This window comes from Pseudochelatococcus lubricantis (assembly GCF_042432495.1).
GTDB classification, from domain to species: domain Bacteria; phylum Pseudomonadota; class Alphaproteobacteria; order Rhizobiales; family Beijerinckiaceae; genus Pseudochelatococcus; species Pseudochelatococcus lubricantis.
Genome location: NZ_JBHLXC010000015.1, coordinates 158,215 through 184,299 on the forward strand (window position 1 = coordinate 158,215; position 26,085 = coordinate 184,299).

A 26,085-nucleotide genomic window follows, 5' to 3' on the forward strand; every position below is an offset into this window, starting at 1 on the left:
ACTTGCCATGCTGGTGGAAGGCATCACGAGCCGCCCGGTCCATGGCGGGATACAAGTGGACCTGTTCGCGCGCCGGCATCTTTTCGCCCTGGAGGGAGAAGGCGCGCTCGCGCTTCTGGCGCAGGCTCCGGCGCTCGACGAGGCGTTCTTCGATCGCTGCGAGGTGTTGTACGCGGCTGCGAACGCCGCCGCCCGGGGCTACGACGAAGCGCTGGCAAGACTGAAGCCGGATCTGTACCGGCAAACGCCGACTGTCGAGACGCTGCTTTTCCGGCTGCGAGGGTGCCTTTCCAGGGCGACGATGGGCACGAGGCTCTACGTGGCGGGTGGCGAGGGTTTCATCGGTCGGTGCATGAACGTCGCCGCCGGCTTCGGCATGGATGCCGGCACAGTTCTCACGGAGCATCGCGGATCGGCCGCCCGGCGCGTCCAGTGCGTGCATTGCAAGGGCATCACCGAGGACGTGAGCGAAAGCCCCTTCGCATGCAGCCACTGCGGGCTGAACCTTCTCGTCAGGGATCATTACTCGAAGCGCCTCGGGGCGTTTCAGGGAGTCTGCATCGACGCGGAGGAGCCCGTGTCGGCCAGCCGGACGCCTGAGGAGGTGTTCCAATGAGCGCTACATCCACGATACCTGTGCGCGTCAGCGAGATAGAACCCGTCGCCGAGAGTATCAAGCGGGTCCGGCTGGAACGTCCCGACGGCCGGCCGCTACCGCCGTTTTCGCCGGGCGCGCATGTCGTCGTTTCCATGAACGATGGCGGACGCATTCGCCGCAATCCCTATTCGCTGATGTCGGAGCCCGACGACAGGGGATACTACGCCATCTCCGTGCTGCGCGCCGAGAAATCGCGCGGCGGCTCCGCCTTCATACACGACGTGTTGAAGGCGGGAGACGAACTCACCATAAGCCATCCCGTCAACCTCTTCCCGGCCGACAAGCGCGGACGCAAGCATATCCTCATCGCGGGCGGCATCGGGATCACACCGTTCATCGCGATGATGGCCGGGTTCGCCCACGACAATGTGCCCTTCGAACTCCACTACGCCATGCGCTCCCGTGCTCACGGCGCCTATTGGCGGGATCTCGTCGCAAACTACGGCGCACATCGTATCAAGCCATATTTCAGCGCCGAATATCAGGTTCTGCCCGTCGCGACACTGCTCGAAAATCAGCCGCTCGGCACGCATGTCTATGTTTGCGGCCCGGACAGGCTGACCGACTGCGTGCTCGACGCCGCACGGAACACCGGCTGGCCGGCGGCCAACGTGCATACGGAACGCTTCCTCGCGCCGGCGGGCGGCAAGCCCTTCGATGTCGAACTCATCCGCTCGGGCATTACAGTGCATGTGGGCGAGCATGAGAGCATTCTGGAGGCTGTCGAGGCCGCCGGCATCGATGCCCCCTGCCTGTGCCGGGGAGGCGCATGCGGCCAATGCGAGACGTCCGTCATCGCCTGCGACGGCCAACTTCTTCACCATGACGTCTACCTGTCCGACGACGAGAAAGCGGGAGGACGCAAGATCATGATCTGCGTCTCGCGCTTCGAAGGCACGAGACTGTCCCTTGATCTTTGATAACGACAGAGGGAGCCAAGCCATGGCCATCATGTTCAGGCAGGAAACCTTCCGCGACGATTTCACCTACCGGAACAGTCCCGCCAATATTCACCGTTTCCCGTTTCCGTTCGATCGGGACGAATATGCGTACTCGGTGAACATCGAGCCTCACGTACCGGGACGGAAGGGCACCATCTGCGAAAGCCTGATCGACGTGGACGAGCACTACGTCGCGGAAATGGCCGACCGGGCACTCGTGCTCAAGGAAGATCCGCTGCGCTACCAGGCCCTGCCGCATATGATGCAGGCGCAGTGGGACGTTCTCGAACTCCTCATGGAGCAGCAGGCTGCCGGATATCCCGAACACTTCTCGCTGACGAGGAACGGTGACCGGTGGCGATGGATCAACCGGCCACTCGGCATCGACGACACTTTCACATTCGGCGCCCGCGAGACACTCCCGTATGAGCCGCTGGAGTATATCGGCCGGCAGACGCAAGGCGACCTGTGCATCGTCGACCAGCGGGACAACAATCTCTGGATGGACGCCGGGCTCGTCACCACACAGGCGGACTGGTCGCTGGATTTCGACGTCGGCATGAATTTCATGGAATGGCACGGCCCCGTTCCCCTCGCTCACGGGATGGGCATTTTCGACCGGGCACTGAAGTTTCTCCTGAACCTCCAGCTCGGCCAGCCCGTGCGCCGGTTCAACTGGACAATGACCGTCAATCCGCGCCTGGATACCAGCCCCGAAAACTACCACAAGTGGGGGCGCGACCGGACGACTGTGACGCCCGTCAATGTCGGCCGGAAGGTGCACCTGCGCGTCGAGCTGCAAACTCTATGGCGGCTGCCGCGCTCGAACGCGATGCTGTTCGTGATCCGCTGCTACCTGATGAGCATGGAGGAACTCGTCACCGTTCCAAAATGGGCACGGCGTTTTCACAGGGTGCTCAAGACGCTGCCGCAGGAACTGGTCGACTACAAGGGCATGACGCGCTACCGCGACACCACCGTCGAATGGCTTTCCCGCCATGACGACGGCGCTCCGACCTCACCGGGAATCTGGCCGGACTGAGACGGCGCCGCGGGCAGGACCGGCGCCATAACGGGCTCGACAAATAATAATACAATAAAAAGCCGGAAAGGCAGAACGCCTGGCGGCACTGGGAGGATACGTGCGGAGGAATACATGACACGTTCAAGATAAACAGGGGAACATACGAATGGTTGATGCTGAAAGCGCCGGTGCCTGCTCCGGCAACGACATTGAACGCGAGCCTGCAATGAAGAAACGGGCCACGGTGGATGATTGCCGTGCCGTCCCGCATCCGTCACGGCAGAGGCCGTCGATGATCTCGCGGGCGCTCATCGCTGCCGCCTTCCTCGGCGTTTCCTCCACCGCCCACGCCGCAACCGGCGAGATCGATACCGGAACGACAGCCTGGCTGCTGACTGCGACGCTGTTCGTGTTGATGATGTGCCTGCCCGGGCTCGCCCTGTTCTACGGCGGCGTCGTGCGCGCCAAGAACGTGCTCTCGATCTTCGTGCAGATGTATGTTTCGGCGGGCGTCATCGGCGTTCTCTGGGTGATCTACGGCTACAGCCTGGTCGTGGACACGGCAGGCATGGTCGAGGGCGAGTATTCGTTCAACAGCTTCGTCGGCGGGCTGAACAAGGCGTTGCTCGCCGGTGTCGACCCGCAGGCGGCCGCCTCCGGCGTTCCCGAAGGCGTGCTGATCGTCTTCCTGATGGCCTTCGCCATCATCACCCCGGCGATCGTCGCCGGCGCGTTCGCCGAACGCATGAAGTTTTCCGCCTCCGTCCTCTTTCTGGCCCTGTGGTTCACCTTCTGCTACGCGCCGGTCGCGCACATGGTCTGGGGCGGGCCGGGCGCGCTGATGGTGAATTGGGGAGCGCTCGACTTCGCGGGCGGGACCGCCGTCCATATCAACTCGGGCGTCGCGGGGCTCGCGGCCTGCCTCGTGCTCGGCAAGCGCACGAACTATCCGAGGATCCCGATGCCCCCTCATAATCTCGTGCTTACGCTGACGGGCGCCAGCATGCTCTGGGTGGGCTGGTTCGGCTTCAACATCGGTTCGGGGCTTGCCGTCAACGGCCAGGTCGGTCTCGTCATGCTGAACACACAGCTGGGGGCCTGTGCCGGCATCCTCGGCTGGGCGCTGATGGAGACGCTTACAAGAGGCAAGCCGAGCGCGCTCGGGGTTGCCTCCGGCGCGCTGGCGGGCCTCGTCGGCATCACGCCCGCCTGCGCCTTCGTCGGCGCCGGTGGCGCCATCGTCATCGGGCTTCTCACCAGCGTTGCCTGCTTCTATGCCATCACCGATCTCAAGCACCGTTTCGGCTATGACGACACCCTTGACGTGTTCGGACTGCACGGTGTCGGCGGCATCGTCGGCGCGATCCTGACCGGCTTGTTCGCGGCGCCGTCGCTGGGCGGCACCGTCGAGGGTCTCGACATCGGGCGGCAGTTGCTGGTGCAGACCGCAAGCGTCGTATTCACCATCGTCTACTGCCTGGCCTTGAGCTGGGTCATCCTAAAATTGATCGATTGGGCAATCGGTCTCCGCGTCGTGCAGGAAGACGAGGAAGAGGGACTCGACATCACGAGCCACCATGAAAGCGCTTATAACGCATAGAGTTTTTCTCATTTTGTTTGAAGCAAGGAGCTGAAGAACTCTTGAGCCCGCGCGACGTTTGAACGTTGAAAAAGCGAAGCTTTTTCTGCCACAGGCAAATGCTGGAGTGTTTCTGTCTTTGACAAAAGCACTCCAGCCAGATCGCCCCCGACTAAGCTAAGCGCGCCGTATCTCACAACTATTGGGGAACGCAACATGAAACTGATCACCGCCATCATACGACCATTCAAGATCGACGCTGTGCGAGAAGCTTTGACGGAGGCCGGCGTGACCGGCATCACCGTGACGGAGGTCAAGGGTTTCGGTCGCCAGAAAGGGCACACGGAAGTGTATCGGGGCGCCGAATATGTCGTGAACTTCCTGCCCAAGATCCGTCTGGAAACCGTGGTCGCCGACGAACTCGTGGATCAGGTGCTGGCGGCGATCCGGCACTCCGCCGGCACGGGCAAGGTCGGCGACGGCAAGCTCTTCGTCTGCGCCGTCGAGCAAGCCGTCCGCATACGTACAGGCGAAACCGGCGTCGACGCGCTCTGAACCAAGCGGAAGTCCATATCCCGCGGCGTCCATCTCTGCCTCAACGTGGTCGGGCGTCCGGGAGAAGCCGCGCTGATCCGGGCGATCGAACCGCAGGTCGGGCTCAAGATCATGCAGGCGCTCCGGGGCAGGACGCCGTTCTGTGCCGGACGGACCGCGCAGGTGCTCTCCGAACCCTGCCTCGCCGACCGCAGACGAGGCAGGGACAAGGGTACCGCCGATGCCCAGCGGATCGGGGCACCCGGAGGATCAATCGAGCGGACCGCCGATCAGATCGATGTGATTGGCGGCGCACAGCGTAGCAAATGCGACGATCTGTTCGTCGGACAGCGCCGTGACCGGCGGCAGTCCCGCAGTCGTCGCGGGGCGGCTCGCCCGCGCCACGAGCGTCTCGAAATCGTGCCCCCGGCAGATCGTCAGGCAGCGCGCGCCCGACAGGCTCTCGACGCGGAAGCTGTGGGGCACGCCCTTGGGGGCGATCGCGATGTCGCCGGCGCGCAGGATACTATCCTCCCCCGCGATCCGGACGCGCATGGTGCCTTCCAGGACATGGAAGATCTCGTCCTCGTTGTGGTGGATGTGGAGCGGCGGGCTTTCGCCATAAGGCATGAAGTGATCGATGATGCTGATGCCGTCGTCGCCATCGGCCGCCGACAGGCGGATGGTGATGCGGGTGTTGAGGAACCAGGCGGAGTAGTCCGCACCGGTCGTGTTGTCCAAGCGCGTGTTGTTCCTGATGAGTTGCATGGTGGCTGTCCCTGTCGTGAGCCGGCGCCGGGCCGGGAGGTGGAGCCCGACCGACATCCGGCGGCCGTGGCATGGGCTCCTTCTCGCCGATGGCCGTCAGCGCGGCGCGAGACCGGCGTCACTGTGGCGTCTCACGACCGTTAAAAATGCAGCGATGCGCAATTTCACGCCGGCTGATCATCCGGCGGGGGCAGCCCGATCAGGGCAAGTGCACGGGTGGCCCGGGCGCGCCCGCCGGCGGGCAGCGCCCTTGCGATCATCGGCCAGATGGTCGCCGGCTGGAGGCCGGGCGTCGCCCCGCCGGAACCGGAGAGCAAGTCTCGCGCCTCGTCGCAGCGGCCCGTCTCCGCCAGCACGAGCGCCAGAACCATCAACGCCCACGCTTCGCCCCGCTTGACCGCCAGCGCCTCGCGCGCGCCGCGCTCGGCCTCCTCCAGGCGATTCATGAAGTAGCAGCTGGCCGCTCTCGCGGTCAGGAACATCGGCAGCAAGGGATCGCGGGGGGATAGCCTCAGCGCCATGTCCGCGGCCTCCAGCGCCAGGGCCGGTTCGCCGGCGGCATGATGGGAGAGCGCGAGACAATAATGCACGTGGGCGTAGGACGGATGGCGGTCGCGCGCGCGGCTCAGCAGGTCGAGCCCGCCGCCGATATCCCCGGCAAGAACGCGAAGCCGCCCGAGCATCACCAGGACGAAAGGCGACGACGGATCAAGCTCGAACGCCCGGCTGGCGTGGGCGATACCACGGGTCACGCCGGCCTGGGTATCCAGCTCCATCAGCAGCGCGATGCGCAGAACAGCCGCATAGGCGAGCCCCGCATGGGGCAAGGCAAATTCCGGTGCCAGCGCGCTGGCACGGGAAAAGCAGGCCTCCGCACGGGCGATCTCGCCTGCTTCGAAGTGATAGGCATGCCACATCCCGCGATGGAACAGTTCCCAGACGCCGAGATCGGCCGGCGGCCCGCTCGCCGCGCGCTCCCGTTCGGCCAGCCGGATTTCCGCGTCGAGGCCGGTCGTGAGTTCCGCCACGATCCGATCCCGCAGGACGAAGAAATCGTCCATCACCCCTTCGTGGCGCACCGCCCACAGGTGGCGGCCGGACACCTCGTCCACCAGCCCGGCGGAAAGACTGACCTTGCCGGCACCAACCCTCAGGGTGCCGGTCACGACGTAGCGCACCCCGAGATCGCGTGCCGCCTCGGCGGGTAGCGTGAACCGCAGGCTCGACGGGCGCGCGATCACCAGAAAGTCGCGGTGGCGGGTCAGTTCCGTGGTGATGTCGTCGGCGATGCCTTCAGCGAGAAAGCGCTGATCCGGATCGCCCTCGTCATGGACGAAAGGCAGGACGGCGACGGACAGCCGAAACTCCCACGCGGGCCTTGCCGCTCCCGAAGGCCGCGCCGCCGGCACCGGCGCGGCGCTCCCGCCGCGCGGGGCAGACGATGACGGGATGCTTCCGTCACCCGACAGCTCCCTCGCCAGCGCCAGCGTCCCCTCCGAGGGCGTGACGCCCAGCTCCACCTTCAGGATCTCGCAACATGCGCGAAACTGGGTGAGCGCCGCCGCGCGGTCGCCGGCGGCGGCATGGAGCCGCATGAGGAGCCGGTGACTGCGCTCGCGGCAGGGGTCGAGGGTGAGCAGCAGCGATGCGGCCGCCAGCGCCTCAGCCTTTTCTCCTCGCTCCGACGCGGCCTGGCTGGCGAGCGCAAGCGCACGCTGCGCCAGCGTGCGGTGGCGCGCCCGTTCAAAAACCAGCCAGTCGTGTATCTCCGACCCCGGTGCTTCTATCCCGTCGAGGAAGGGCGACGACAGGGCCATAGCCGTGTCGACATCCACCGGCGCAAGCGCCGCCTCGGCGAGTTGGGCGATATCGGTGGGCAGGTGCGCAAGCGCCACGACGTCGCCATCCGTCGAGACACCGATACCGATCGCCCGCAGCCGGGACAAGGCGTTGCGCAGGCTGCCGCGCGCCTGTTCCTCGCCCCGGTCCGGCCAGAGCTGCTCGGCTATCTGCCCGCGCCGGCGACCGCGCGTCGTCGATGTCGCCAGATAGCCCGCGAGTAGCGCAAGCTTTTCGGTCAGCGGCACGCCCTCATCCGCGGCCGTACGAATGCGCGCGTTTCCCAAAAGCAGCAACACCGGCATCGTCGATCCGCTGTCGTCACGGGCGTTTTGCATGGTTCCCACCCCGGGTTTCCTCCCCGCTCACCATACCGACGAGCGGCCCTCCGCGAGAACCCGGTCGTGCGGTGGAAGGCTCACGGTTGAGTCTCACTGCGAACACCGCGACTGCAGACCCGGATGCGGGCGGAAGAGCGGGCGATCATGCGAAAGCGGATGTCAGCATTTCCATAGGCTGCCAGCCGTGTGTCGGCTTGCGGTGTTCGATACCGAACGCAAACCAGCAGCCGCCACCTCCCGGCCCCTGATCGAAACGACGATCTATTCTGTTACCCGACAAGGCACAGAACAGAAGCGTGCCGACGCCGCCATGCCCGACGAACAGCACATCGCCGTCCGTGCCGCCCCTCAGGCAGGTATCGACCTCATCAACAATCCGCTTTTGCGCGTCTTCGGCGGCTTCCCATCCACGAACACTTCGGGACGGGTTCGCAAAGAACTCGTCTGCCACTTTCTCGAACTCGTGAGGCGGCAGGAAGCCGGTTGCGCTACGATCGTTCTCGTGCATCCGGGGGCGCACCTCCACCTCGACTCCCAAAGCCCGAGCCAGGGGGCAGGCTGTTTCCAGCGCCTTGGTTTCATCGCTGCTGATCACGCGCCTCGTTTCCGAAAGCAAGCCCGGGCGCGATGCCAGAGCCGAGACACGGGCACGTCCAACGTCGCTCAGGGACCAGCGGGGAACCTCCCTGGCGGGATCGATCAAGACCTGCGGATGGGTAAGGTACCGGGCAATTCGAGACATGGCTGACCACCGACGAACGATACCGGCTGCCGAGACATTCCAAGGCAGTCGGCCGAGGGCCGCTTTATCCTGAAACACCCCCCTTCGCAACGCTATTCCATACCTCGCCCATAGAGGCCGCTGCGGGAAGCTGAGCAACGGGAATGCTTGGATTTCCTGCTCAACGACAGCGCCATGCCGCAGGCGACGTGATGCGCATGGGGAGACGACCGCGCCGAAACCATGGTCCGGCACTCAAGGCAAAAGCCGCCGGCGAGGACCCGTCCCGGATGGGCTCAATCCGTCAGCGGCACGCGGCGCACACAGCGAAAGCCGACATGGCTCGTAGACGTGTCAACGGGTTCGGCATGGCGGGCGGCAGGCCGGTAACGGCGGCAATAATTGGGCGCACATAGATGCGAACCGCCCTTCAGCACTTTGCGAGGAATGAGGATTTGCGGCTGGGCGGGATCGTAGCTCGCTTCTTCCGGCCCGCCGCGCGGATTGACGGGTATGCAGCAGGCTTTCGGCGCGTCCTCCGGATGGTGCGTCGACCAGAAATCCGCCGTCCATTCCCAGACATTGCCGATCATATCGTGGAGCCCGTAACCGTTTGGCGGAAACGTCTTCACCGGCGAGGTGCGTTCGTAGCCGTCGAGCGCGAGGTTCTCGAACGGGAACTGTCCCTGCCATGTATTGGCCATCTGCCGGCCGCCGGGACAGAGTTCAGCGCCCCATGCGAACTCGGCGTCATCGAGCCCACCGCGCGCGGCGTACTCCCATTCGGCCTCGGTCGCGAGTTCCTTACCCGCCCACGCGGCATAGGCGACAGCGTCATGATAGGCGACGTGCACAACCGGATGATCGTCCAACCCCTTGATGGAACTGCCCGGCCCATACGGCCGGCGCCAGTTGGCGCGGAAACGGAACTGCCACCACTGGCTCCAGTCGCGCAGATCGACCGGATGATCGGGCGGGCTGAACACCAGCGAGCCCGCCTTCAGCATTTCGGGCAGCGCGCCGGGATAATCTTTTGGGTCCGGAGCTTTCTCGGCGAAGGTGACATGGCCTGTCGCCTCGACGAAAGCGCGGAACTGGCGATTGGTGACCGGCGTCACGTCGATGAAAAATCCCTCGACGGTGACCCGGTGCGTGGGCTTCTCCTCCGCGTAATGATCGTCAGACCCCATGCGGAAGGTGCCGCCAGCGATCCAGGCCATCTCGCCGAGCAGAGCCGGATCGGCTGGCGCGTTGCGATTGCGCGGCTTCGCGAGAGGCTTTCTCATGCCCGACGGCTCCTCGTCCCTTATTGCCCGGTCGCCAGCGGCAGCGCCACCGTGACGATGCCGGCGGTGCCCTCCATGCGGTTCCTGGTGTTGAACTCGCGGAACACCTTGAGGCGCGTTGAGACCGGAACTTCGCCAACCGTGAAGTTGTAGCCGACCGAGCCGCCCACCGCCGTCACCCGCCCCTTGTAGGAACCAAGCCGCGCGCCGCGCCCACCATCACCTGTCAACTGCTCGTAGTGATAGCCGACGACGCCGATGGAAAAATCCTTGCTCAGAAACTGGGTGACGGCCCACTCGATATGGAATTCGGTGCCGGTGCGATAGTCGGTCTTGGGGTTTTCGCCATTGAAAGTGAACCCCGCCGCGACCGAAAGATCGAGCCCCTTTTCGGGATCGAGCCACGTCACCGCAGCCGAAATGTCGCCAGCCCAGCGATGAAAGGCGAGGTTGGCCAGTTGCCCGTCGCGGTAATCGCCCACGGGCACGTTCAGCATGCCGGCGATGTTCCAGTGGAACTTGCCGGCATGCCAGCCGAGCGAGGCCGTCGCCACCGGGTCGCCGAACACGGTCGCCTTATCCCGCAGCGAGCGATAGGCGTCGATGCCCAGACGGGGCGCATCGACATCAAGCCCGGCCGTCACGCCGGTCCGCCCGAAAGGCAGGATGGCGCCGATCGCGACGTTTCCGCCAAGCACTTCATGGGGCAGGACCCAGGTACCGCTCAGCAGGTTGGTGCGGGCCTGGGCCTTGACGTCGGACACCACGCGCCCGCCAGCGGGAAACGATTTGCCGGCACTCAGGTCGCCGTCATAGAAATAGAAATCGTTCTGGACATAGAAGCCCGGAGGAGGCAGGAAACCCGCCATCGGCCCCCGGCTGCCGAGCAGATACATGCCCACCCCGTTTTCCGCCGCGCGAACGGGGGCCGGGCCGCAAACGGCGAACAGGGCGGCCGCACCGACGCACGGCACGGCAATACGCGACAGCCTCACCTTGATTCTGCGATATCGGTCGTGCGGCACGTCATCCTCGCCCATGCGTATATCTCGCGGTTGTTACGGGATCGTAGCAGATTGATGCCTGAAATCAGGCCGATTACTCGAATGAAAAGACAGTCTTCCAGTCGTTCTTCATGTCCACGACCTGCCAGTCGCGCTTCCCCGCCTCGTCCAGCGCCTTGTCGAGCCTGCCGACGTGCGATGCACGATCGTAGGCCCACTCCCTTTCCGCATCGGTATGATGGACGATCAGGGCAAGGCGTTCCCCCTCCCCCAGCGTCGCCCATTGCAGCATCTGCAGGTCGCCGTCGGAGTTGCCAGCTGCGAAGATCGGCCGGCGGCCGATGAAGCGGTTGATGCCGACAGGCTTGCCGGGACCGTCGTCCACGAACTCGACCTCCGGCAGCTTCTCGATCACGGGCTTGTCGCCGTCTATCCTGAATGCCGTCTTGCCGCTCGACCCGATGATCTGCTCCGGTGGAATACCGTAGACGTCCAGCATCCACGGGCGCATGAAGTCGATGCCGCCGCCGGATACGACATAGGTCTTGAAGCCGTTGGCGCGCAGATAGGCCAGCAGTTCGAGCATCGGCTGAAACACGAGATCGGTATATGGGCGGTCGAAGCGCGGATGCCGCGCGCTGGCCAGCCACGCGCGCACCTGCGCATCGAACGCCTCGACAGTCAGGCCGGCGTGGGTGAGCCCCAGGATCTGCGCCAGCCCTTTTTCGCCGAGCGCGGCGAGGTTTTCCGGATCGCCGGAAAGCACGCTTTTGTAAGGTTCTTTTTCCGCCAGCGCCGGATCGGCCTTTGCCTGCTCCCGTATGCGGTCGAGCGCGAATGCGAGCTGGAAGTAGAACGGCTGCTCGGACCACAGGGTGCCGTCGTTGTCGAACGTCGCAATCCGATCCTCAGGAGCGACGAAGTGCGGGCTTCCCTCCTCCGCGACACGTTCGACGAAAGATACGATGGCGCTTTTGACCGCACCGGCATTCCACGATGGAAGCGGATCGGTCCCGGCCGCAGCGACTTGCGGGGCGGTGGCGATGCCGAGCAAGAGCGCCGTCCTGGCAAGACCGGACAACAACAGGCGGCGGGAAGGAAAAGCAAACCGGTCCGGCATGACGCCTCCCTCATAAAAGCTGCGGACACGAACAGGGCATATGACACGGCGGGGGCGCAGAAGCGCCGCCCGCCGCGACGGAGACGATCAGTTGGCCGTCTCGATCTGACGGTTCATCTGCTCGACGATCTGGTCGACATTGAACGAGGCCGCCCGCTGGCTCGGCGGGAAATCCTTGAACGTCGCGAAATACTGCTGCGCGGCGATCTGGGCGATGTTCAGGACATAGACCTGCGACAACACCCAATCCCAATAGGTGTTGGAGGTGATATCCGCCCGCTCGAAGGGGTCGGCGCGAAGATCGAACAGCTTGGGAATACGCAGGTGCGTGAAAGGTTCGCTCCACACCTGCAGCGTTCCGGTGGCGCGCTGTTCGGCGAGCACGATCTTCCAGTTCTCGTAGCGCATGCCGACGAACTCGCCGTCGTCGTTGAAGTACAGGAACTCCTTGCGGGCGCCGCGTTCCTGCTCGCCGGTGAGGTAGGGAAGCTGGTTGTAGCCGTCCAGATGCACCTTGTACGTCCGGCCATCCACATCCCAGCCCTCGCTCAGGCGGTCCTTCACCTCGGCGTCTCCGGCGGCAGCCAACAGCGTCGGGAACCAGTCGAGACCGGAGAATATCTCGTTCGATACTGATCCCGGCTCGATCTTGCCGGGCCAGCGGACGATGGCGGGCACGCGGAAGGCGCCTTCCCAGTTGGTGTTCTTCTCGCTGCGGAAGGGCGTGGTCGCGGCATCCGGCCACGAATTCAGGTGCGGGCCGTTGTCCGTCGTATAGATGACGATGGTGTTGTCGGCGACACCGAGATCGTCGAGCTTCTTCAGCAGTTGGCCGACGTGCCCATCGTGCTCGACCATGCCGTCGGCGTACTCCGTGCGCGCGGTCAGGCCGGGCTCGCTGCGCCGGTCATCGCGCACATGGGTGCGGAAGTGCATGCGCGTCGTATTCATCCAGGTGAAGAACGGCTTGCCGGCGGCGACCTGCCGCTCGATGAAGTCGGCGGCGGCGCTCGTGGTCTCGTCGTCGATGGTCTCCATGCGCTTCTTCGTCAGCGGGCCGGTATCCTCGATCTTGCCGCCGGCCGTCGCCCGGATGACGCCGCGCGGCCTGAACAGGTCGCGGAAGCGTTCATCGCGCGGATAGGTGCGCTGCTCGGGCTCCTCCTCCGCGTTCAGGTGGTAGAGATTGCCGTAGAACTCGTCGAAGCCGTGGTTCGTCGGCAGGAATTCGTCTTTGTCGCCGAGGTGGTTCTTGCCGAACTGGCCGGTGGCGTAGCCCAGCGGCTTCAACGCCTGGGCGATGGTGATATCCTTCGCCTGCAAGCCCACCGGGGCCCCGGGCACGCCGACCTTGGACAGTCCCGTGCGCAGCGTCGTCTGGCCGGTGATGAAGGTGGAGCGCCCCGCCGTGCAGCTCTGCTCGGCATAGTAATCCGTGAACTTCAGCCCTTCGGCGGCCAGCCGGTCGATGTTGGGTGTGCGATAGCCGACGAGGCCGAAAGTGTAGGTGCTGAGGTTTGATTGACCAATATCGTCGCCAAAAATGACGAGGATGTTCGGCCGAGGCGCCTGTTGCGGCTGCTGCGCTTGCGCAACGCCCCCGGCGCCGACGCTGATCATGGCTGCCGTCGCCAGCAAGTGGGTCAGCTTCACGGATTTCCTCCTTCGCGTACATATGTCGCAAACGGCGATAAGGCTGGACTATCGCTCCGGGCCCACGAGACTGGCCGGAACCGGATGGCATAATTGCATCTTCGCCCTTTTGACTCTGTCCGGAAACGGACAAACCGGAAAATTATTATGCCTTATTATCGCCATTGTTCGCATGTGGGCGGGAAAAGCAATACTCAGCCGTATCGCCTCGCCGCAATGGCACGACCATGTCCCTCTCACCGTCCGCCTTCTCGGGCGGACCAGCCGGAAAATCGCCTCATGACGCATGTATCAAGAGAACAGGCCGTGAGTATTCTCTCCACACGTGGCTGGCTTTCGATGCAGCCTGAAAAATTCAGGGCCGCGATCCTGAGTCAGGGCGTGCTGCAACATTTCGCGCCGGGCCATGTCATCTACAGGCTCGGCGATGCGCTCGGCGGCATCTACGGTCTGGTTTCGGGCACGGTGACCGTCAACATCGCCCCCTCCGATCACACACCGCAGCTGATCCATCTGGGTGCCATCGGCGCGTGGACCGGAGAGGGCTGCTTCCTCACCCGTCAGCCGCGACGGCTCGAACTGCGCGCGCTCGTCGAAACATCCATGATGCATGTCCCCCTCGACACCCTCGACCGGATGGCGGCGCAGGACGCCGAAGTCGTCCGGTATGTCGCGCAAAGCGTCATGATGGGCGTGGACGTCCTCGTGCGTGTCATTCATGATTTGCAGATCCCCGAGGCGGCGCGCCGCATCGCGGCGGTGCTGCAGCGCGCGACCTGGATCGGCGAGGTTCCCGTTCCGCTGACGCAGGCGGAAATCGGCGCGATGGCCAACGCCTCGCGCAAACAGGTGAACGCCGCCCTGCAACGTTTCGCCGCCGCGGGCTGGATCAGCAACACGTACCGTTCCATCACCATCATCGACGCGGAACGGTTGCGCCGTTTCGCAGCGCAGGGCGACGGCGGCTGAGAGCGCTGGAATCTATCCTGTTTCAACGTAAACAGGGCATATTCTAATGGACAAACTACCCTGACCGAAAGCCAACGCGAGCGAACCCATGAATGCTCCTGATGAGCCGCTGCCCCTGTCATCATACTGCTTCGAGCTGGACGAACTGGAGCCCGACGACCGTTATGACGCCCTGTTCGACTTCTATGCGAGCGCCGCCGACGTCTTTGTTGCTCCGGAGAAGCGCCGGTTCTGCTCTCTGCGGGTGGAACACTGGACCCTCGGCAACATGATCGTCATGGACGGCAAATCCAGTGAGGTGAATATCGTCAGGCATCGTGGTCATATTGCAAGGGATGATCTCGACGACTGGATGCTTCGTGTGACGCGAAACGGGCAGATGGCGTCGCGAACGGATGAACAGCACTATGTTGCTTCCGACGGCACCCTCGTTTTCGATACCCTCGCGGAAGCGTTTGTCGACCACTGGTCACCCGCGGGCTGGGTCAGCGTCGTCATCCCCCGCGGCGAAATTCCGGAGCTGTGGCAATACTTCTCGCGTTACGGCAGCGGTCCCGTTCGTGCAGGCGCAGCCGACCTGCTGGCCGACTTCCTGATTTCGCTGGCCAATCGCCTCCCTCATGCCGACGAACGGGATCGCGACCGTTTTGCGCGCGCGCTTCACGGGATGATCGTCGCCTGCCTTCAGGTGGAAGCGGCGCCCGGCGACGTTCTGCGTGAGTTCGATCCAGCGCTCCTGCGCGATCAGGTGCGCCAGATCATTCGCTCGAATCTGTGGTCGGCGCGCCTGACCCCTGAACGGCTGTCTCAACTTTCCGGAGTGTCGCGGTCAGTCCTCTACGGCATCTTCGAGGAAAGCGGCGGCGTCGCGAAATACATCCAGACACTCCGGCTGAACAAAATATATGCCGATCTGACGGACCCGGGTCTCAACCATATCCCGATAGCCGAGCTGGCGGAAAAGCGCGGCTTCCACAATACATCCGCATTCAACCGCGCATTTCGACGGCAGTTCAACTGCTCGCCCGGAGACGTGCGCACGGCGACACGCATGGGCATCCGTATGGTGCAGCCCTCGCACCCGGAAGTCACAGGCTCCGAGAACGACATCTCCGCGCTGCTGGGCCGGACCAGGGAGCCCCGCGGATAGCAGGCGGCCGGGCCTCATTTCGGCAGATCGCCCCTCTTGTTCCGTATGAGGCTTTGCACAGCGTTCGGCAGCTTTGCACCAGCCACCCGAGCACCTGTTCCGCAGGCGGGAATCGTCCTTAAACCGGCTACGGATGCCGCATTACAGTTGCTTACGCGGCGCAGAACCGGAGATTGAAACATGGGGTGCGATCGGCGTGTGCATTTGGCCCCGATCAGGCGTAGCGGTCAGGCGCGACTGGTTCGACGGGGCGGGACAGGGGCTCCCGTCCGTCGAAGATGGGACAAGCCGAAAGGCGTGGCGCGAATTAATGAGACGCTTGGCCGTTTTCTGGCTAAGGTGCAGATAATACGAAAAGATACAACAATATTCGGGGGTAGGAATGGCGTCCAAAACAACAGGGAAAATGTCGTTACCGGCGCTGACAGCCATGGTTGTCGGTTCGATGGTCGGGGCCGGCATCTTTAACCTGCCCGGTCGTTTCGGCGTTGCGACGGGGCCTTTCGGCGCGATCATCGCCTGGATCGTCGCCGGAACGGGCATGTACATGCTGGCTCGTGTTTTCCAGTTTCTCGCTGAAAAGCGGCCGGACATCGACTCGGGTGTCTTCGCCTATGCCAAGTCCGGTTTCGGCGATTATGCGGGCTTTTTGTCGGCCTTCGGTTACTGGCTCGGCAGTTGCTTCGGCAACGTCTTCTACTGGGTCTTGATCGGCTCCACGCTCGGAAACTTCTTTCCCTACATCTTCGGCGACGGCAGCAGCCCGATCGCGATCCTCGTGTCGCTTGCCGGCATATGGACATTCCACTTCATGATCTTGCGGGGCGTCGAACAGGCGGCCTTCGTCAACACCGTCGTGACGATAGCGAAGATCGTGCCGATCATCGTCGCGATCCTCTTGATGATCTTCGCGTTCAACTACGCCCAGTTCTCCGAGAATTTCTTCGGTGGTGTCGGCATGCCCGAGAAGTCGCTGCTGTTGCAGGTGCGCGACACGATGCTGATCACGATCTTCGTCTTCCTCGGCATCGAGGGCGCGAGCGTCTACTCGCGCTTCGCCAAGACCCGCGCCGACGTCGGAACCGCGACGATTCTCGGCTTTGCCGCTGTCCTGGGCCTCATGGTGGCCGTCACGCTGCTGCCCTTTGGCGCAATGCCGCGCGCAACGCTCGCGGGCGTGGCGAATCCGTCGCTCGCCGGTGCTCTTGAGGTCATCGTCGGGCGATGGGGCGCGATCTTCGTCTCGGTCGGCGTGCTGATCTCGGTGCTCGGCGCCTACCTCGCCTGGTCGCTGATCTGCGCCGAAGTCCTGTTCGCAGCCGCGAAGTCCAAGGACATGCCCAGGCTCTTCGCGGCGCAGAACCCCAACCGCGTGCCCGCCAATGCGCTGTGGTTGACGAACATCGTCGTCTCGCTGTTCGTGATCTCGACCTATTGGTCCAGCGATGCGTTCAATTTCATGCTCAACATGACGAGCGTGACGGCGCTGCTGCCCTATCTGCTGGTGGCGGGATACGGCGTGCTGGTCGCCCGGCGCGGAGACGGCTACGAGGCCACGCCGCGAGAGCGCGGACGCGACCAGATATTCGCCTGGATCGCCGTCATCTATACGCTGTTCATGTTCGTGGCCGCTGGCCTGAAATACGTGCTGCTCGTGGCCGTGCTCTTCGTGCCCAGCACCATCCTCTATGTCTGGGCGCGGCGCGAGCAGAACGTGTCGCTGTTCACCCCTGTGGAACTCGTCATCTTCGGCGTCACGGTCACCGCGGGCCTCGTGGGCGCCTACGGCCTTCTCACCGGCACCATATCTCCCTGAACAGAATAAGAAATCGGAGCTTAGCTATGGAAACGAATTTCGGCGTTCATTCCGAGGTTGGCCAGCTGCGCAAGGTTCTGGTCTGCGCGCCCGGCCGCGCTCACCAGCGACTGACCCCCAGCAATTGCGACGCCTTGCTGTTCGACGACGTGTTGTGGGTCGATGTCGCCAAGCGAGACCATTTCGATTTCATCACCAAGATGCGGGATCGCGGTATCGAGGTAGTGGAAAAGCACAACCTGCTGACCGAGATCCTCGCGATTCCGGAAGCCAAGCAGTGGATCCTCGACAATCAGGTCGTGCCCAACCAGATCGGCCTCGGTTTCGTGGACGAGGTACGCTCCTATCTTGAGGGACTGCCGGATCGCCAGCTCGCGGAGACGCTGATCGGCGGCCTCTCGACCTACGAGTTTCCCGACACGATCGGCGGCGCCACGCTGGCACTGATCCGCGACGCGGCCGGCGTGAACGAATACCTGTTGCCGCCGCTGCCGAACACGATCTACACCCGCGACACCACCTGCTGGATCTATGGCGGCGTGACGTTGAACCCGCTCTTCTGGCCTGCGCGGCATGAGGAAACCATCCTCACGACGGCGATCTACAAGTTCCATCCCGACTTCGCCGGCAAGGTGAAGGTCTGGTGGGGCGACCCGACCAGGGACTGGGGCCTCGCCACGCTTGAAGGCGGCGACGTGATGCCGATCGGCAAGGGCAACGTGCTGATCGGCATGAGCGAGCGCACCTCGCGTCAGGCGATCAGCCAGGCGGCACAGGCGCTCTTCGAGCAAGGCGCGGCGGAGCGCGTCATCATCGCCGCGATGCCGAAGCTGCGCGCGGCCATGCATCTCGACACGGTGTTCACCTTCGCCGACCGTGACTGCGTGCTGATCTACCCCGACATCGTGAACAGCATCCAGTGCTTCTCCTACCGTCCGGATGGCAACGGCGGGCTTGAGCTTTCCCGCGACAAGGGGCTCATCGAGACCGTGCGCGAGGCGCTGGGCCTCAAGGAACTGCGTGTCGTCGAGACCGGCGGCAACGACTACATGCGCGAGCGCACCCAGTGGGACTCGGGCGCAAACCTCGTCTGCGCCTCCCCGGGGGTCGTGTTCGCCTACGACCGCAACACCTACACCAACACGCTGCTGCGCCGCGCGGGGATTGAGGTCATCACCATCGATGGTTCCGAGCTTGGCCGTGGTCGTGGCGGCGGCCATTGCATGACCTGCCCGATTATCCGCGATCCCGTCGATTACTGAGCGGACAGGGCTCTTCGGAGCGCTTTCCGGTTTCGCTGAACTGGAAAGCGCGTCGGGAGCCATTGCTTATGAACCTCCCTGATTGCGGGACCTGTGCTTTCAGAGCGGGCGATTGATATGGACGAAAATATATCCGCCGTGCCGCGATCTCCAACTCTGTTCGAAGCGCTGGTCCCCGTAGCCGCGCTGGTCGTGCTTGTCGGCCTCTCCTTCTTCCTGTTCGGCGATGCGGGTGTGGAGGGGCCGAACCAGGTTGCGCTGACGCTCGCCGCGCTCGTCGCCGCGCTGATGGCGGTCGGGCGCGGCCATCGCTTGGAAGCGATGACCGAAGCGGCGACGGCCAGCGTCGCCAGCGGCATCGGCGCCATCTTCATCCTGTTCGCGGTCGGCGCGCTGATCGGGGCATGGGCCCTGAGCGGCACGCTGCTCGCGATGGTCTATTACGGATTGAAGCTGCTCGACCCCGGCTCTTTCTATGTCACCGCGACGGCGCTTGCCGCACTCATCTCGTTCTCGATAGGCAGTTCGTGGACGGTGGTCGGGACGATCGGTGTCGGGCTGATGGGCATTTCCGCCAACATGGGGCTCGATCCGGCGATCACGGCGGCGGCGATCATCTCCGGCGCCTATTTCGGCGACACGACGTCGCCGCTGTCGGATTCGGTCAATCTCGCCGCGGCTTCTGCCGGCGCCGGGCTCTACGAGCACATGCGGCACACGCTGCCGACATCGTTCGGGGCACTTGGCCTGTCGCTCATCATCTTCTGGCTGCTCGGCACGCCGGGAACGGCCGACATCTCGGGCAAGCTGGCAGCGATCGAGGCTGTGACCCCGACGGGCTGGTACATGTTCCTGCCGCTCGCGCTGATCATCGTGCTCGCTCTGCTGAAGCTGCCGCCGTTCACGACGATTTTCGCCGGGGCGCTGGCCGGCGGCGTTCTGGCTGTCGTCATGTCGCCCGACCGGGTGCTTGCTTTCGCCGCAGCCGGTCCCGAGATTCCCGGCTGGCTTGCACTGGTCAAGGGCGTGTGGCTGGCGCTCGCCAGCGGCTACGTCTCCAGCTCCGGCGATGCGGCCATCGATACGCTCGCCAGTCGCGGCGGCATGGAGAGCATGCTGCCAACCATCTGGCTCGTCGTGGTCGCCTTCGCCTTCGGCGGTGTCGTCGAAAAGACGGGGGTGCTCGATCGGATCGTGACGCCGATCGTCTCGCTTGCCAGCTCGCTCGGCAGCCTCGTCGCCGCCATGGTTGCTGCCGTGTTGGCCAGCAACATCATCACCGCCGACCAATATCTGTCGATCGTGCTGCCCGCGCGCATGTTCCGCCCGGAATTCGAGCGCCGGGGCCTCGCGCCGGTGTTGCTGTCGCGCGCGGTCGGAGCGGCCGCGACCCCGACGTCCGCGCTGGTGCCGTGGAACAGTTGCGGCGCCTACATGGCGGCGACGCTGGGTGTCGCGACGCTGAGCTATGCTCCCTATGCGGTGTTCGGCATTGCCAGCCCGCTGCTCGCCATCCTTGTCGCCAGGTTTTCAATCGCGCAACGGACGGGGGAAGCTGCCTGACCCGTAAAGGGCGGCCGACATGCCGCGACGGTGCGGACGATGTCATTATTTAATGATACTTGAAAAACGCACATTGAGCCAAGCTCACCTGCCAGCGGTCCGCATGTATACATTTATATGTCGCGTCATCGAACGTTAGGGCCTTTCGGCCTAAGCATCTCGATAAACTTCCCGGAATGAGGGCTCCGATGGCCGGCAACTACTACAACGCACTCTCGATCGCCCCCGATCTGCTGGTGGCGCTGTTCCTCGGCAGTTTAGTAGGGATCGAGCGGCAATGGCGGCAGAGACATTCCGGCCTGACGACGCACGCGCTCGTGTCGTTGGGAGCTGCCGCATTCACGTCGCTCGCCATCCTGATCGAGGGTGAAGGCAGGATCGAGGTTCGCATGGGTGGCCAGGTGGTGACGGGCATCGGCTTCCTCGGGGCGGGTCTCATCATGCGCGACGGACTCAGCGTCCGCGGGCTCAGCAGCGCGGCGACGCTGTGGGCGACCGGGGCGGTAGGCACGCTGGCCGGTTATGGCTTCGTCCTTGAGGCGTTCGAGGTGACAGTCTTCATTCTCCTGATCAATGTCGGGCTGCCGCGGCTGCGCGGAATTATCGACTACTTCTCTCCGGAAGAAGAACTGACGGAGCGCTATTACATCATCGAACTGAAATGCGAGGCGCAAGACGAGGCTGTCGTCCGCACCAAACTGTTGCAGGCGATGAGCGTGCACAAGCTGCGGCTTCAGAGCCTGGAAAGCCATGTCTTGCCGAATACGGGCGATGTCGAGGTCGAGGCCACGGTCTACAGCCCGCAACAGGTCGACAGCCTGGTGGAGCAGCTGGTGGGCGATCTCAGCCTCTCTCCCCTCATCTTCTCCACGCGATGGACGTCAGCCGCGCCGCAGGAGTAACATCACTGGAATCTGTCCTGTTTACGTTGAAACAGGACAGATTCCAGGTTCCTTATTTTGAGCGAATTCTGATCGGAATGCGCTCTAAAGTGTTTTCAAGCAAAGCGGGTACCGGTTTGCGTGAAGAAAGCGCGTAATATCAAAAACTTATAGCATTTCGGCGTTTCAATGAAATGTCGAAATGCTATAGCCCGTGGTCAAGCCCGCGCAGCGCCTGAGCAGGGCGCAAGTGCGACCGGTCGGCCGATCCTTCGACGGCGCAACAGCGCTGTTCGCGAAGAAGCAGCCATAACGGCAGGCAGGACGAAAACGAAGCGTCATGATTGGCGCTTCAGCACCACCTGCGCGCGTGCGAGCCGCCGATAGAGCCTTCGCTTGCTCACGATAGGCCACCAGTCATAGAGGAAAATTTCCATCGGCCGCCAGTTAGCGACCCAGCCGACAATGACCAGCCCTTCCCTGAAGTATTGCGACACGTAGCCGCCGCCAAGCCATCCAGTGGGGAGTTGCGCCAGCGAAAAGCAGAGGATGAACACCGCAATCCCGGTCAGGAGTGCCACGCGCCCGTTCCGGAACAAGGTGCGCAGTTCCCGCGTCCCGGCATCGGCGCGCTTCGTGTAATAGGAGGCTATGGCGTTGCCGAGACCAAGCGCATGCGGGTATTCCGCTTCCGGCAGGTGAATGACGATCGTCAGCGGTTTCCGCGGCGGCAGTTCCTGGGCATGCCCGGTGATGTAGGCGTCGGCCTCGTCCGCGAGGGACCATTGATGGAACGGGTGAAGGTCCTTCGTGTCGAAGAGTTGCGACACCTTGTCGATGCGAATCTCGATGAGACCTGCGTTTGCGGCATCAGACATGATTTTAAATCGCGCTGTCGTTGATTTGAGATATGTTAGATTGCATTTTTCGGTAATCTCAACCTCAACTCGGCATCCACGTATGTCAGCCTATATATTGGCTATCATTGGAATAACTACATAAAATAAATATTCACAGCAAGCCATTATATAGTATTAACAAGCTGACGCAGTTTCAGCGGAGCCGGCTCGCGTCCCGGCGGCAGTACCCCGGCGAGAGGCGGTGAGGTTCACGCCGGCCCCAATGGAATCTCTTCCAGCTCGCACTGGCGATGACAATCGTGCCATTGCGTTGCGAGTCCGGTTTTTCGCGCCGGCGTTGCAGGAAGACAGATAATGAGATTCCACCATGAAGGATCGTGCTACGCACGGTGCTTCGGTCTCGCGCGAGAGAAGGCGGCATGAAACCCTCCCCCTTTGTCAGGCTCTGGCACTCATTGTCCGTTCCCGGCCTCGTTCTGGGAACCCTGTTCTTCGCCATGGCGCTGACGCCATCGCTTATCCCGCGCACCTTTGCCACGCAGGGCGTGCTCTCGGGCAGCGGCTTCGCGGTGGGTTACGGCATAGGCGCGTTCCTGAGCTGGCTCCGGCGATACATGGAGTTGCCCGAACTGCGGGGGCGGGCAGCGTCGGTTTGCACCGCGCTCGTGATTGCTGGCTGCATCGCCGTGGCCCTCGTTTTTCTGGGGCGTACCGCGGACTGGCAGAACTCCATCCGCGAACTGATGGAACTTCCCCCGCTGACGACTGGTCATCCCTTCCTTGTAAGCGCCATCGCCATCGTCACGTTTCTGTTCCTGCTGATGCTGGCACGCCTGTTCCAGCTGATATTCCGGTTCGTGTCGGCGCGTGTCGAGCGTGTCGTGCCGCGCCGCGTATCGAATGTCATCAGCATGGCCTTCGCTGCGCTTCTGGTATGGTCCCTGGGCAATAATGTGCTCCTGAGGGGCGTGCTCAATGGACTTGACAGGTCGTTCGAGCAACTCGACGCTTTCATCGAGCCGACGATTCCGCCGCCATCGTCGCCCCTGCGCACAGGCAGCGCCGAATCCCTGCTGCGGTGGGACGCGCTCGGGCGGACAGGCCGGAACTATATCGGATCAGGGCCGCGGGCCGCCGACATCAGCGCTCTGGCGGGCGGGGATGCGCAGGATCCAATTCGTGTCTATGTGGGCTTGCGTGCGGCGGAGACCCCGAGGGAGCGCGCCCAGATCGCGCTGGCCGAAATGAAACGGGTGGGCGCCTTCGACCGCTCCGTGCTGGTCGTGATCACACCGACCGGCGCCGGCTCGGTGGACTCGGCCGCTATCGACAGCCTCGAATATCTGCTGCACGGCGACGTTGCCAGCATCGCCATGCAGTATTCCTATCTTCACAGTCCCCTGTCTCTTCTGATCCAGCCTGAATACGGCCTCGACAGCGCGCGTGCCCTGTTCGCCGCCGTTTATGAACACTGGCGCACCCTGCCCCGCGACAGCCGCCCGCTTCTCTACCTGCAGGGTCTCAGCCTTGGCGCGATGAACTCGGAACGGTCAGCCGCACTCTTCGAGATGATCGGCGATCCCATTAATGGCGCGCTCTGGAGCGGCCCACCATTCGAGAGCCAGGTATGGCGCCGGATCACGGATGACCGCAACGCGGGCTCCGCCTCATGGCTACCCGTGTTCCGCGACGGGTCGTTCGTGCGTTTCATGAACCAGAAGGGAGCGGCGCCGGGCACCGGGAGGGACTGGGGACCGATCCGGATAGTCTATCTGCAATACGCGAGCGACCCGATCACCTTTTTCGACTATCACGATTTGTATCGCCGTCCGGCCTGGATGGACGCGCCACGCGGGCCCGATGTCTCGCCCGAGTTGAGGTGGTATCCGGTCATCACCATGCTGCAGCTGGCACTCGACATGGCGTTGACCCCGACGACGCCCGTCGGCTTCGGCCACCTCTATGCGCCGGCGCATTATCTCGACGCATGGATCGCCCTCATCGGCGACAGGGGCTGGTCCCCCGATGGGATCGATCGTCTCAAGAAGCATCTGGCGGTGGCAACGCCGTCCCATCGATGATCGCAACCCGTTTTGCCCAGTACGTGTAGCCGGAGAGTGTCGTCATGAGTGCTATTGAAGGCATCGCGGGTTTGCTTCCGGGCCTCGTCTGGGTCGCTCTGCTGTCTGTCGCGGGCCTGTCGGCGCTCGCGGTTGCCGCCGCACTTGCATGGTTCAGGTACGATATCGTCCCGGCCGAGCCGTTCCGGCCCACACGCAAGGAGGCTGAACAACTCGCCCTCTATTCGAAGCCCGATCACTGGTTCGCCGCCCGGCTCCGGGGCCAGCAGGAAATCGTGGACGGGCAGAGACTCGATCCCAAGCTCCAGTACATGATGGAGCAGACGCGCCCCGTATCCGGACTGGCTATGCCCGCCATGCAGGCGGTCTATGCAACCTCGCTGGGCCGTGCCTGGGTGCGCAACAAGATCGACCGTGTATGGCTGTTGTATACGAAGGCGACGGAACCGATGCGCCTCGTGGCGGACCGCGAGATCGCCGGTCGCGGCGGTCCGACCCCGATCCGCATCTATCATCCTGAAGTCGAGGCGGATGATCCGCTTCCGTTGCTTGTCTTCCATCACGGCGGGGGATGGATATTCTCCAGCATCGCGGCAACTGATCGGGTCTGCCGGCTCATCGCCAGTCAGGCGAAGGTCATCGTCGTATCGGTCGGCTACCGGCTTGCGCCCGAGCATCCGTATCCCGCGGCAAGCGATGACGGCGAGGATGCGTTCTTGTGGGTGAGAGCCAACGCGCCCTCCCTGGGCGGCGATCCGGCCCGCATCGGTGTCGGCGGCGACAGCGCCGGCGGGCACATCGCCATCAACATCGCCCAGCGACAGTTGATCGCCGGCAGGCCGGGGCCGGCAGCCATGCTGCTCTTTTATCCCGGCACCGGCATGCCCGTCGAGGACAGGTCCTTCAAGCTGTTCGGAAAGGGCTACGGGCTCGATAGCACCTTCATCGACTTCATCCTGCCGCGCGTGTTCCCCATTTATCTGGACCAAAAAAGAACGGGCGATCTCAGGGTGGATGACCTCATGGACCCGCTGCGGGCGCAAAGCCTCAGGGGCATGCCGCCGACGATCATCTCCACCGCGGGCTTCGATATCCTGCGCGATTCAGGCCGCGCTTTCGCCGGACGGCTGGAGGCGGAGGGTGTGCCTGTCAGGTACACGAACTACCCCTCGCTTGGCCACAGCTTCCTGCAGTTTTCCGCCGTCGTCGCCGATGCCGACACGGCATCCAGGGAACAGGCGGAGCTGTTCGGGCAGATTATCCGCAAGAACGCAATCGGGACCGCCGATCCCGCGAGATGATCGCTCCCGGCACCGGGATACGTTACGAGGTTTCCGATGCGGTGCGATAAGACTCCCACGCGAGGAGCGACGAGCCGCGCGACGAAGGCCGCGATCGTCACGAGGTTTCTATCCACGCTCCCACGCGAGGAGCGACTACGCCTCGCTCATGAGCGCCGAGGCGTTCCTGATGTTTCTATCCACGCTCCCACGCGAGGAGCGACCTGCCGGTGAGGCGGGCATATCCCGGATCGCCGCCGTTTCTATCCACGCTCGCACGCGAGGAGCGACCACCAACCGCAGCCGGCGTGCTCGGGATGGACGGGTTTCTATCCACGCTCCCACGCGAGGAGCGACCCTGATGGATGGCACGGTGGCTGTGGTGCCGGTGTTTCTATCCACGCTCCCACGCGAGGAGCGACGGAGGCGGAGGCCTGGGTCGAATACGAAGATTGCGTTTCTATCCACGCTCCCACGCGAGGAGCGACGAGCGTTGATTGCCGAGGTGCGCGCCGAAGCTGCTGTTTCTATCCACGCTCCCACGCGAGGAGCGACGCGCTTGGCTTCCTAGAGAGCGTTGCGATACTCGGGTTTCTATCCACGCTCCCACGCGAGGAGCGACCGCAACGTGCCGGGCAATCACGATCCTCACGCCGGTTTCTATCCACGCTCCCACGCGAGGAGCGACGTAAGCGTCCGGGCTGACCGCACTGCCGCGTGCTGAGAGTGCGGGATAGTGTCCACCATCGATAGTG

Annotated in this window: 21 protein-coding genes and 1 CRISPR repeat array; of the genes, 13 read left to right on the plus strand and 8 right to left on the minus strand. The window is 63.6% G+C overall.

Going from position 1 to position 26,085, the window contains the following annotated elements:
- Nucleotides 1-7 precede the first annotated feature (7 nt).
- The 5 genes from ACFFJ7_RS18750 to ACFFJ7_RS18770 all read left to right on the plus strand — a co-directional run bounded on the left by ACFFJ7_RS18750 (nucleotide 8) and on the right by ACFFJ7_RS18770 (nucleotide 4,757).
- Nucleotides 8-616, plus strand: a complete 609-nt coding sequence (locus ACFFJ7_RS18750; protein WP_377594390.1) for a dimethylamine monooxygenase subunit DmmA family protein — start codon at nucleotides 8-10, stop codon at nucleotides 614-616.
- Entirely contained in the window at nucleotides 613-1,578 is a 966-nt protein-coding gene (locus ACFFJ7_RS18755) for a PDR/VanB family oxidoreductase (protein ID WP_377594391.1), read from the plus strand. Before ACFFJ7_RS18750 ends, ACFFJ7_RS18755 begins: the two co-directional genes overlap by 4 nt.
- A 22-nt stretch (nucleotides 1,579-1,600) precedes the next feature.
- On the plus strand, nucleotides 1,601-2,641 hold the full coding sequence (locus ACFFJ7_RS18760; protein ID WP_377594393.1) for a heme-dependent oxidative N-demethylase family protein: 1,041 nt from the start codon (nucleotides 1,601-1,603) through the stop codon (nucleotides 2,639-2,641).
- Nucleotides 2,642-2,915: 274 nt separating this feature from the next.
- Entirely contained in the window at nucleotides 2,916-4,223 is a 1,308-nt protein-coding gene (locus ACFFJ7_RS18765) for an ammonium transporter (protein WP_377594417.1), read from the plus strand.
- Between the two features lie 195 nt (nucleotides 4,224-4,418).
- Complete coding sequence (locus ACFFJ7_RS18770) at nucleotides 4,419-4,757, plus strand: P-II family nitrogen regulator (protein ID WP_166950113.1); 339 nt, start codon at nucleotides 4,419-4,421, stop codon at nucleotides 4,755-4,757.
- 249 nt (nucleotides 4,758-5,006) lie between these two features.
- On the opposite strand, the gene ACFFJ7_RS18775 is transcribed toward ACFFJ7_RS18770, so the two are convergent.
- The 7 genes from ACFFJ7_RS18775 to ACFFJ7_RS18805 all read right to left on the minus strand — a co-directional run bounded on the left by ACFFJ7_RS18775 (nucleotide 5,007) and on the right by ACFFJ7_RS18805 (nucleotide 13,435).
- The gene (locus ACFFJ7_RS18775) at nucleotides 5,007-5,504 is read right to left on the minus strand and encodes a cupin domain-containing protein (RefSeq protein ID WP_166950111.1); all 498 of its coding nucleotides are present in this window, start codon (nucleotides 5,502-5,504) and stop codon (nucleotides 5,007-5,009) included.
- Nucleotides 5,505-5,668: 164 nt separating this feature from the next.
- Nucleotides 5,669-7,681: a BTAD domain-containing putative transcriptional regulator gene (locus tag ACFFJ7_RS18780; protein ID WP_377594420.1), complete on the minus strand. Its 2,013-nt coding sequence runs from the start codon at nucleotides 7,679-7,681 to the stop codon at nucleotides 5,669-5,671.
- 145 nt (nucleotides 7,682-7,826) lie between these two features.
- Nucleotides 7,827-8,426, minus strand: a complete 600-nt coding sequence (locus ACFFJ7_RS18785) for a histidine phosphatase family protein (RefSeq protein ID WP_377594395.1) — start codon at nucleotides 8,424-8,426, stop codon at nucleotides 7,827-7,829.
- Nucleotides 8,427-8,701: 275 nt separating this feature from the next.
- Nucleotides 8,702-9,625, minus strand: a complete 924-nt coding sequence (locus tag ACFFJ7_RS18790) for a formylglycine-generating enzyme family protein (protein WP_377594423.1) — start codon at nucleotides 9,623-9,625, stop codon at nucleotides 8,702-8,704.
- Between the two features lie 86 nt (nucleotides 9,626-9,711).
- Nucleotides 9,712-10,731 (minus strand): SphA family protein, encoded by a 1,020-nt coding sequence (locus ACFFJ7_RS18795; protein WP_377594397.1) that lies wholly within the window; start codon nucleotides 10,729-10,731, stop codon nucleotides 9,712-9,714.
- 58 nt (nucleotides 10,732-10,789) lie between these two features.
- On the minus strand, nucleotides 10,790-11,815 hold the full coding sequence (locus ACFFJ7_RS18800; RefSeq protein ID WP_377594399.1) for an HAD family hydrolase: 1,026 nt from the start codon (nucleotides 11,813-11,815) through the stop codon (nucleotides 10,790-10,792).
- Between the two features lie 87 nt (nucleotides 11,816-11,902).
- Nucleotides 11,903-13,435, minus strand: a complete 1,533-nt coding sequence (locus tag ACFFJ7_RS18805) for an arylsulfatase (protein ID WP_377594426.1) — start codon at nucleotides 13,433-13,435, stop codon at nucleotides 11,903-11,905.
- A gap of 339 nt (nucleotides 13,436-13,774) precedes the next feature.
- Here ACFFJ7_RS18805 and ACFFJ7_RS18810 point away from each other — a divergent pair, with 339 nt between their 5' ends.
- From ACFFJ7_RS18810 to ACFFJ7_RS18835, 6 genes are all read left to right on the plus strand, one after another.
- Nucleotides 13,775-14,437, plus strand: coding sequence for a Crp/Fnr family transcriptional regulator (locus ACFFJ7_RS18810; RefSeq protein WP_343042517.1), 663 nt, complete (start codon nucleotides 13,775-13,777; stop codon nucleotides 14,435-14,437).
- 88 nt (nucleotides 14,438-14,525) lie between these two features.
- Nucleotides 14,526-15,587 carry a helix-turn-helix domain-containing protein gene (locus tag ACFFJ7_RS18815; RefSeq protein WP_377594401.1) on the plus strand — a complete coding sequence of 354 codons (1,062 nt, stop codon included), beginning with the start codon at nucleotides 14,526-14,528 and terminating at the stop codon, nucleotides 15,585-15,587.
- Nucleotides 15,588-15,969: 382 nt separating this feature from the next.
- Nucleotides 15,970-17,403 carry a basic amino acid/polyamine antiporter gene (locus ACFFJ7_RS18820; RefSeq protein WP_166950094.1) on the plus strand — a complete coding sequence of 478 codons (1,434 nt, stop codon included), beginning with the start codon at nucleotides 15,970-15,972 and terminating at the stop codon, nucleotides 17,401-17,403.
- A 26-nt stretch (nucleotides 17,404-17,429) separates the two neighbouring features.
- The gene (locus ACFFJ7_RS18825; protein WP_166950092.1) at nucleotides 17,430-18,665 is read left to right on the plus strand and encodes an arginine deiminase; all 1,236 of its coding nucleotides are present in this window, start codon (nucleotides 17,430-17,432) and stop codon (nucleotides 18,663-18,665) included.
- A gap of 117 nt (nucleotides 18,666-18,782) precedes the next feature.
- On the plus strand, nucleotides 18,783-20,228 hold the full coding sequence (locus tag ACFFJ7_RS18830; protein WP_377594404.1) for a Na+/H+ antiporter NhaC family protein: 1,446 nt from the start codon (nucleotides 18,783-18,785) through the stop codon (nucleotides 20,226-20,228).
- A 188-nt stretch (nucleotides 20,229-20,416) separates the two neighbouring features.
- Nucleotides 20,417-21,130 carry an MgtC/SapB family protein gene (locus ACFFJ7_RS18835; protein WP_166950089.1) on the plus strand — a complete coding sequence of 238 codons (714 nt, stop codon included), beginning with the start codon at nucleotides 20,417-20,419 and terminating at the stop codon, nucleotides 21,128-21,130.
- A 317-nt stretch (nucleotides 21,131-21,447) separates the two neighbouring features.
- Here ACFFJ7_RS18835 and ACFFJ7_RS18840 read toward each other — a convergent pair whose 3' ends face one another.
- Complete coding sequence (locus ACFFJ7_RS18840) at nucleotides 21,448-21,987, minus strand: hypothetical protein (protein ID WP_166950087.1); 540 nt, start codon at nucleotides 21,985-21,987, stop codon at nucleotides 21,448-21,450.
- 401 nt (nucleotides 21,988-22,388) lie between these two features.
- Between ACFFJ7_RS18840 and ACFFJ7_RS18845 the strand changes: the two genes are divergently transcribed.
- Together ACFFJ7_RS18845 and ACFFJ7_RS18850 are read left to right on the plus strand one after the other, a co-directional pair.
- The gene (locus ACFFJ7_RS18845) at nucleotides 22,389-24,050 is read left to right on the plus strand and encodes an alpha/beta hydrolase (RefSeq protein ID WP_377594407.1); all 1,662 of its coding nucleotides are present in this window, start codon (nucleotides 22,389-22,391) and stop codon (nucleotides 24,048-24,050) included.
- 44 nt (nucleotides 24,051-24,094) lie between these two features.
- Nucleotides 24,095-25,351: an alpha/beta hydrolase gene (locus ACFFJ7_RS18850; RefSeq protein WP_377594409.1), complete on the plus strand. Its 1,257-nt coding sequence runs from the start codon at nucleotides 24,095-24,097 to the stop codon at nucleotides 25,349-25,351.
- A 104-nt stretch (nucleotides 25,352-25,455) separates the two neighbouring features.
- A CRISPR array of direct repeats spans nucleotides 25,456-26,018; the repeat unit is 32 nt; unit sequence GTTTCTATCCACGCTCCCACGCGAGGAGCGAC.
- Nucleotides 26,019-26,085 lie beyond the last annotated feature (67 nt).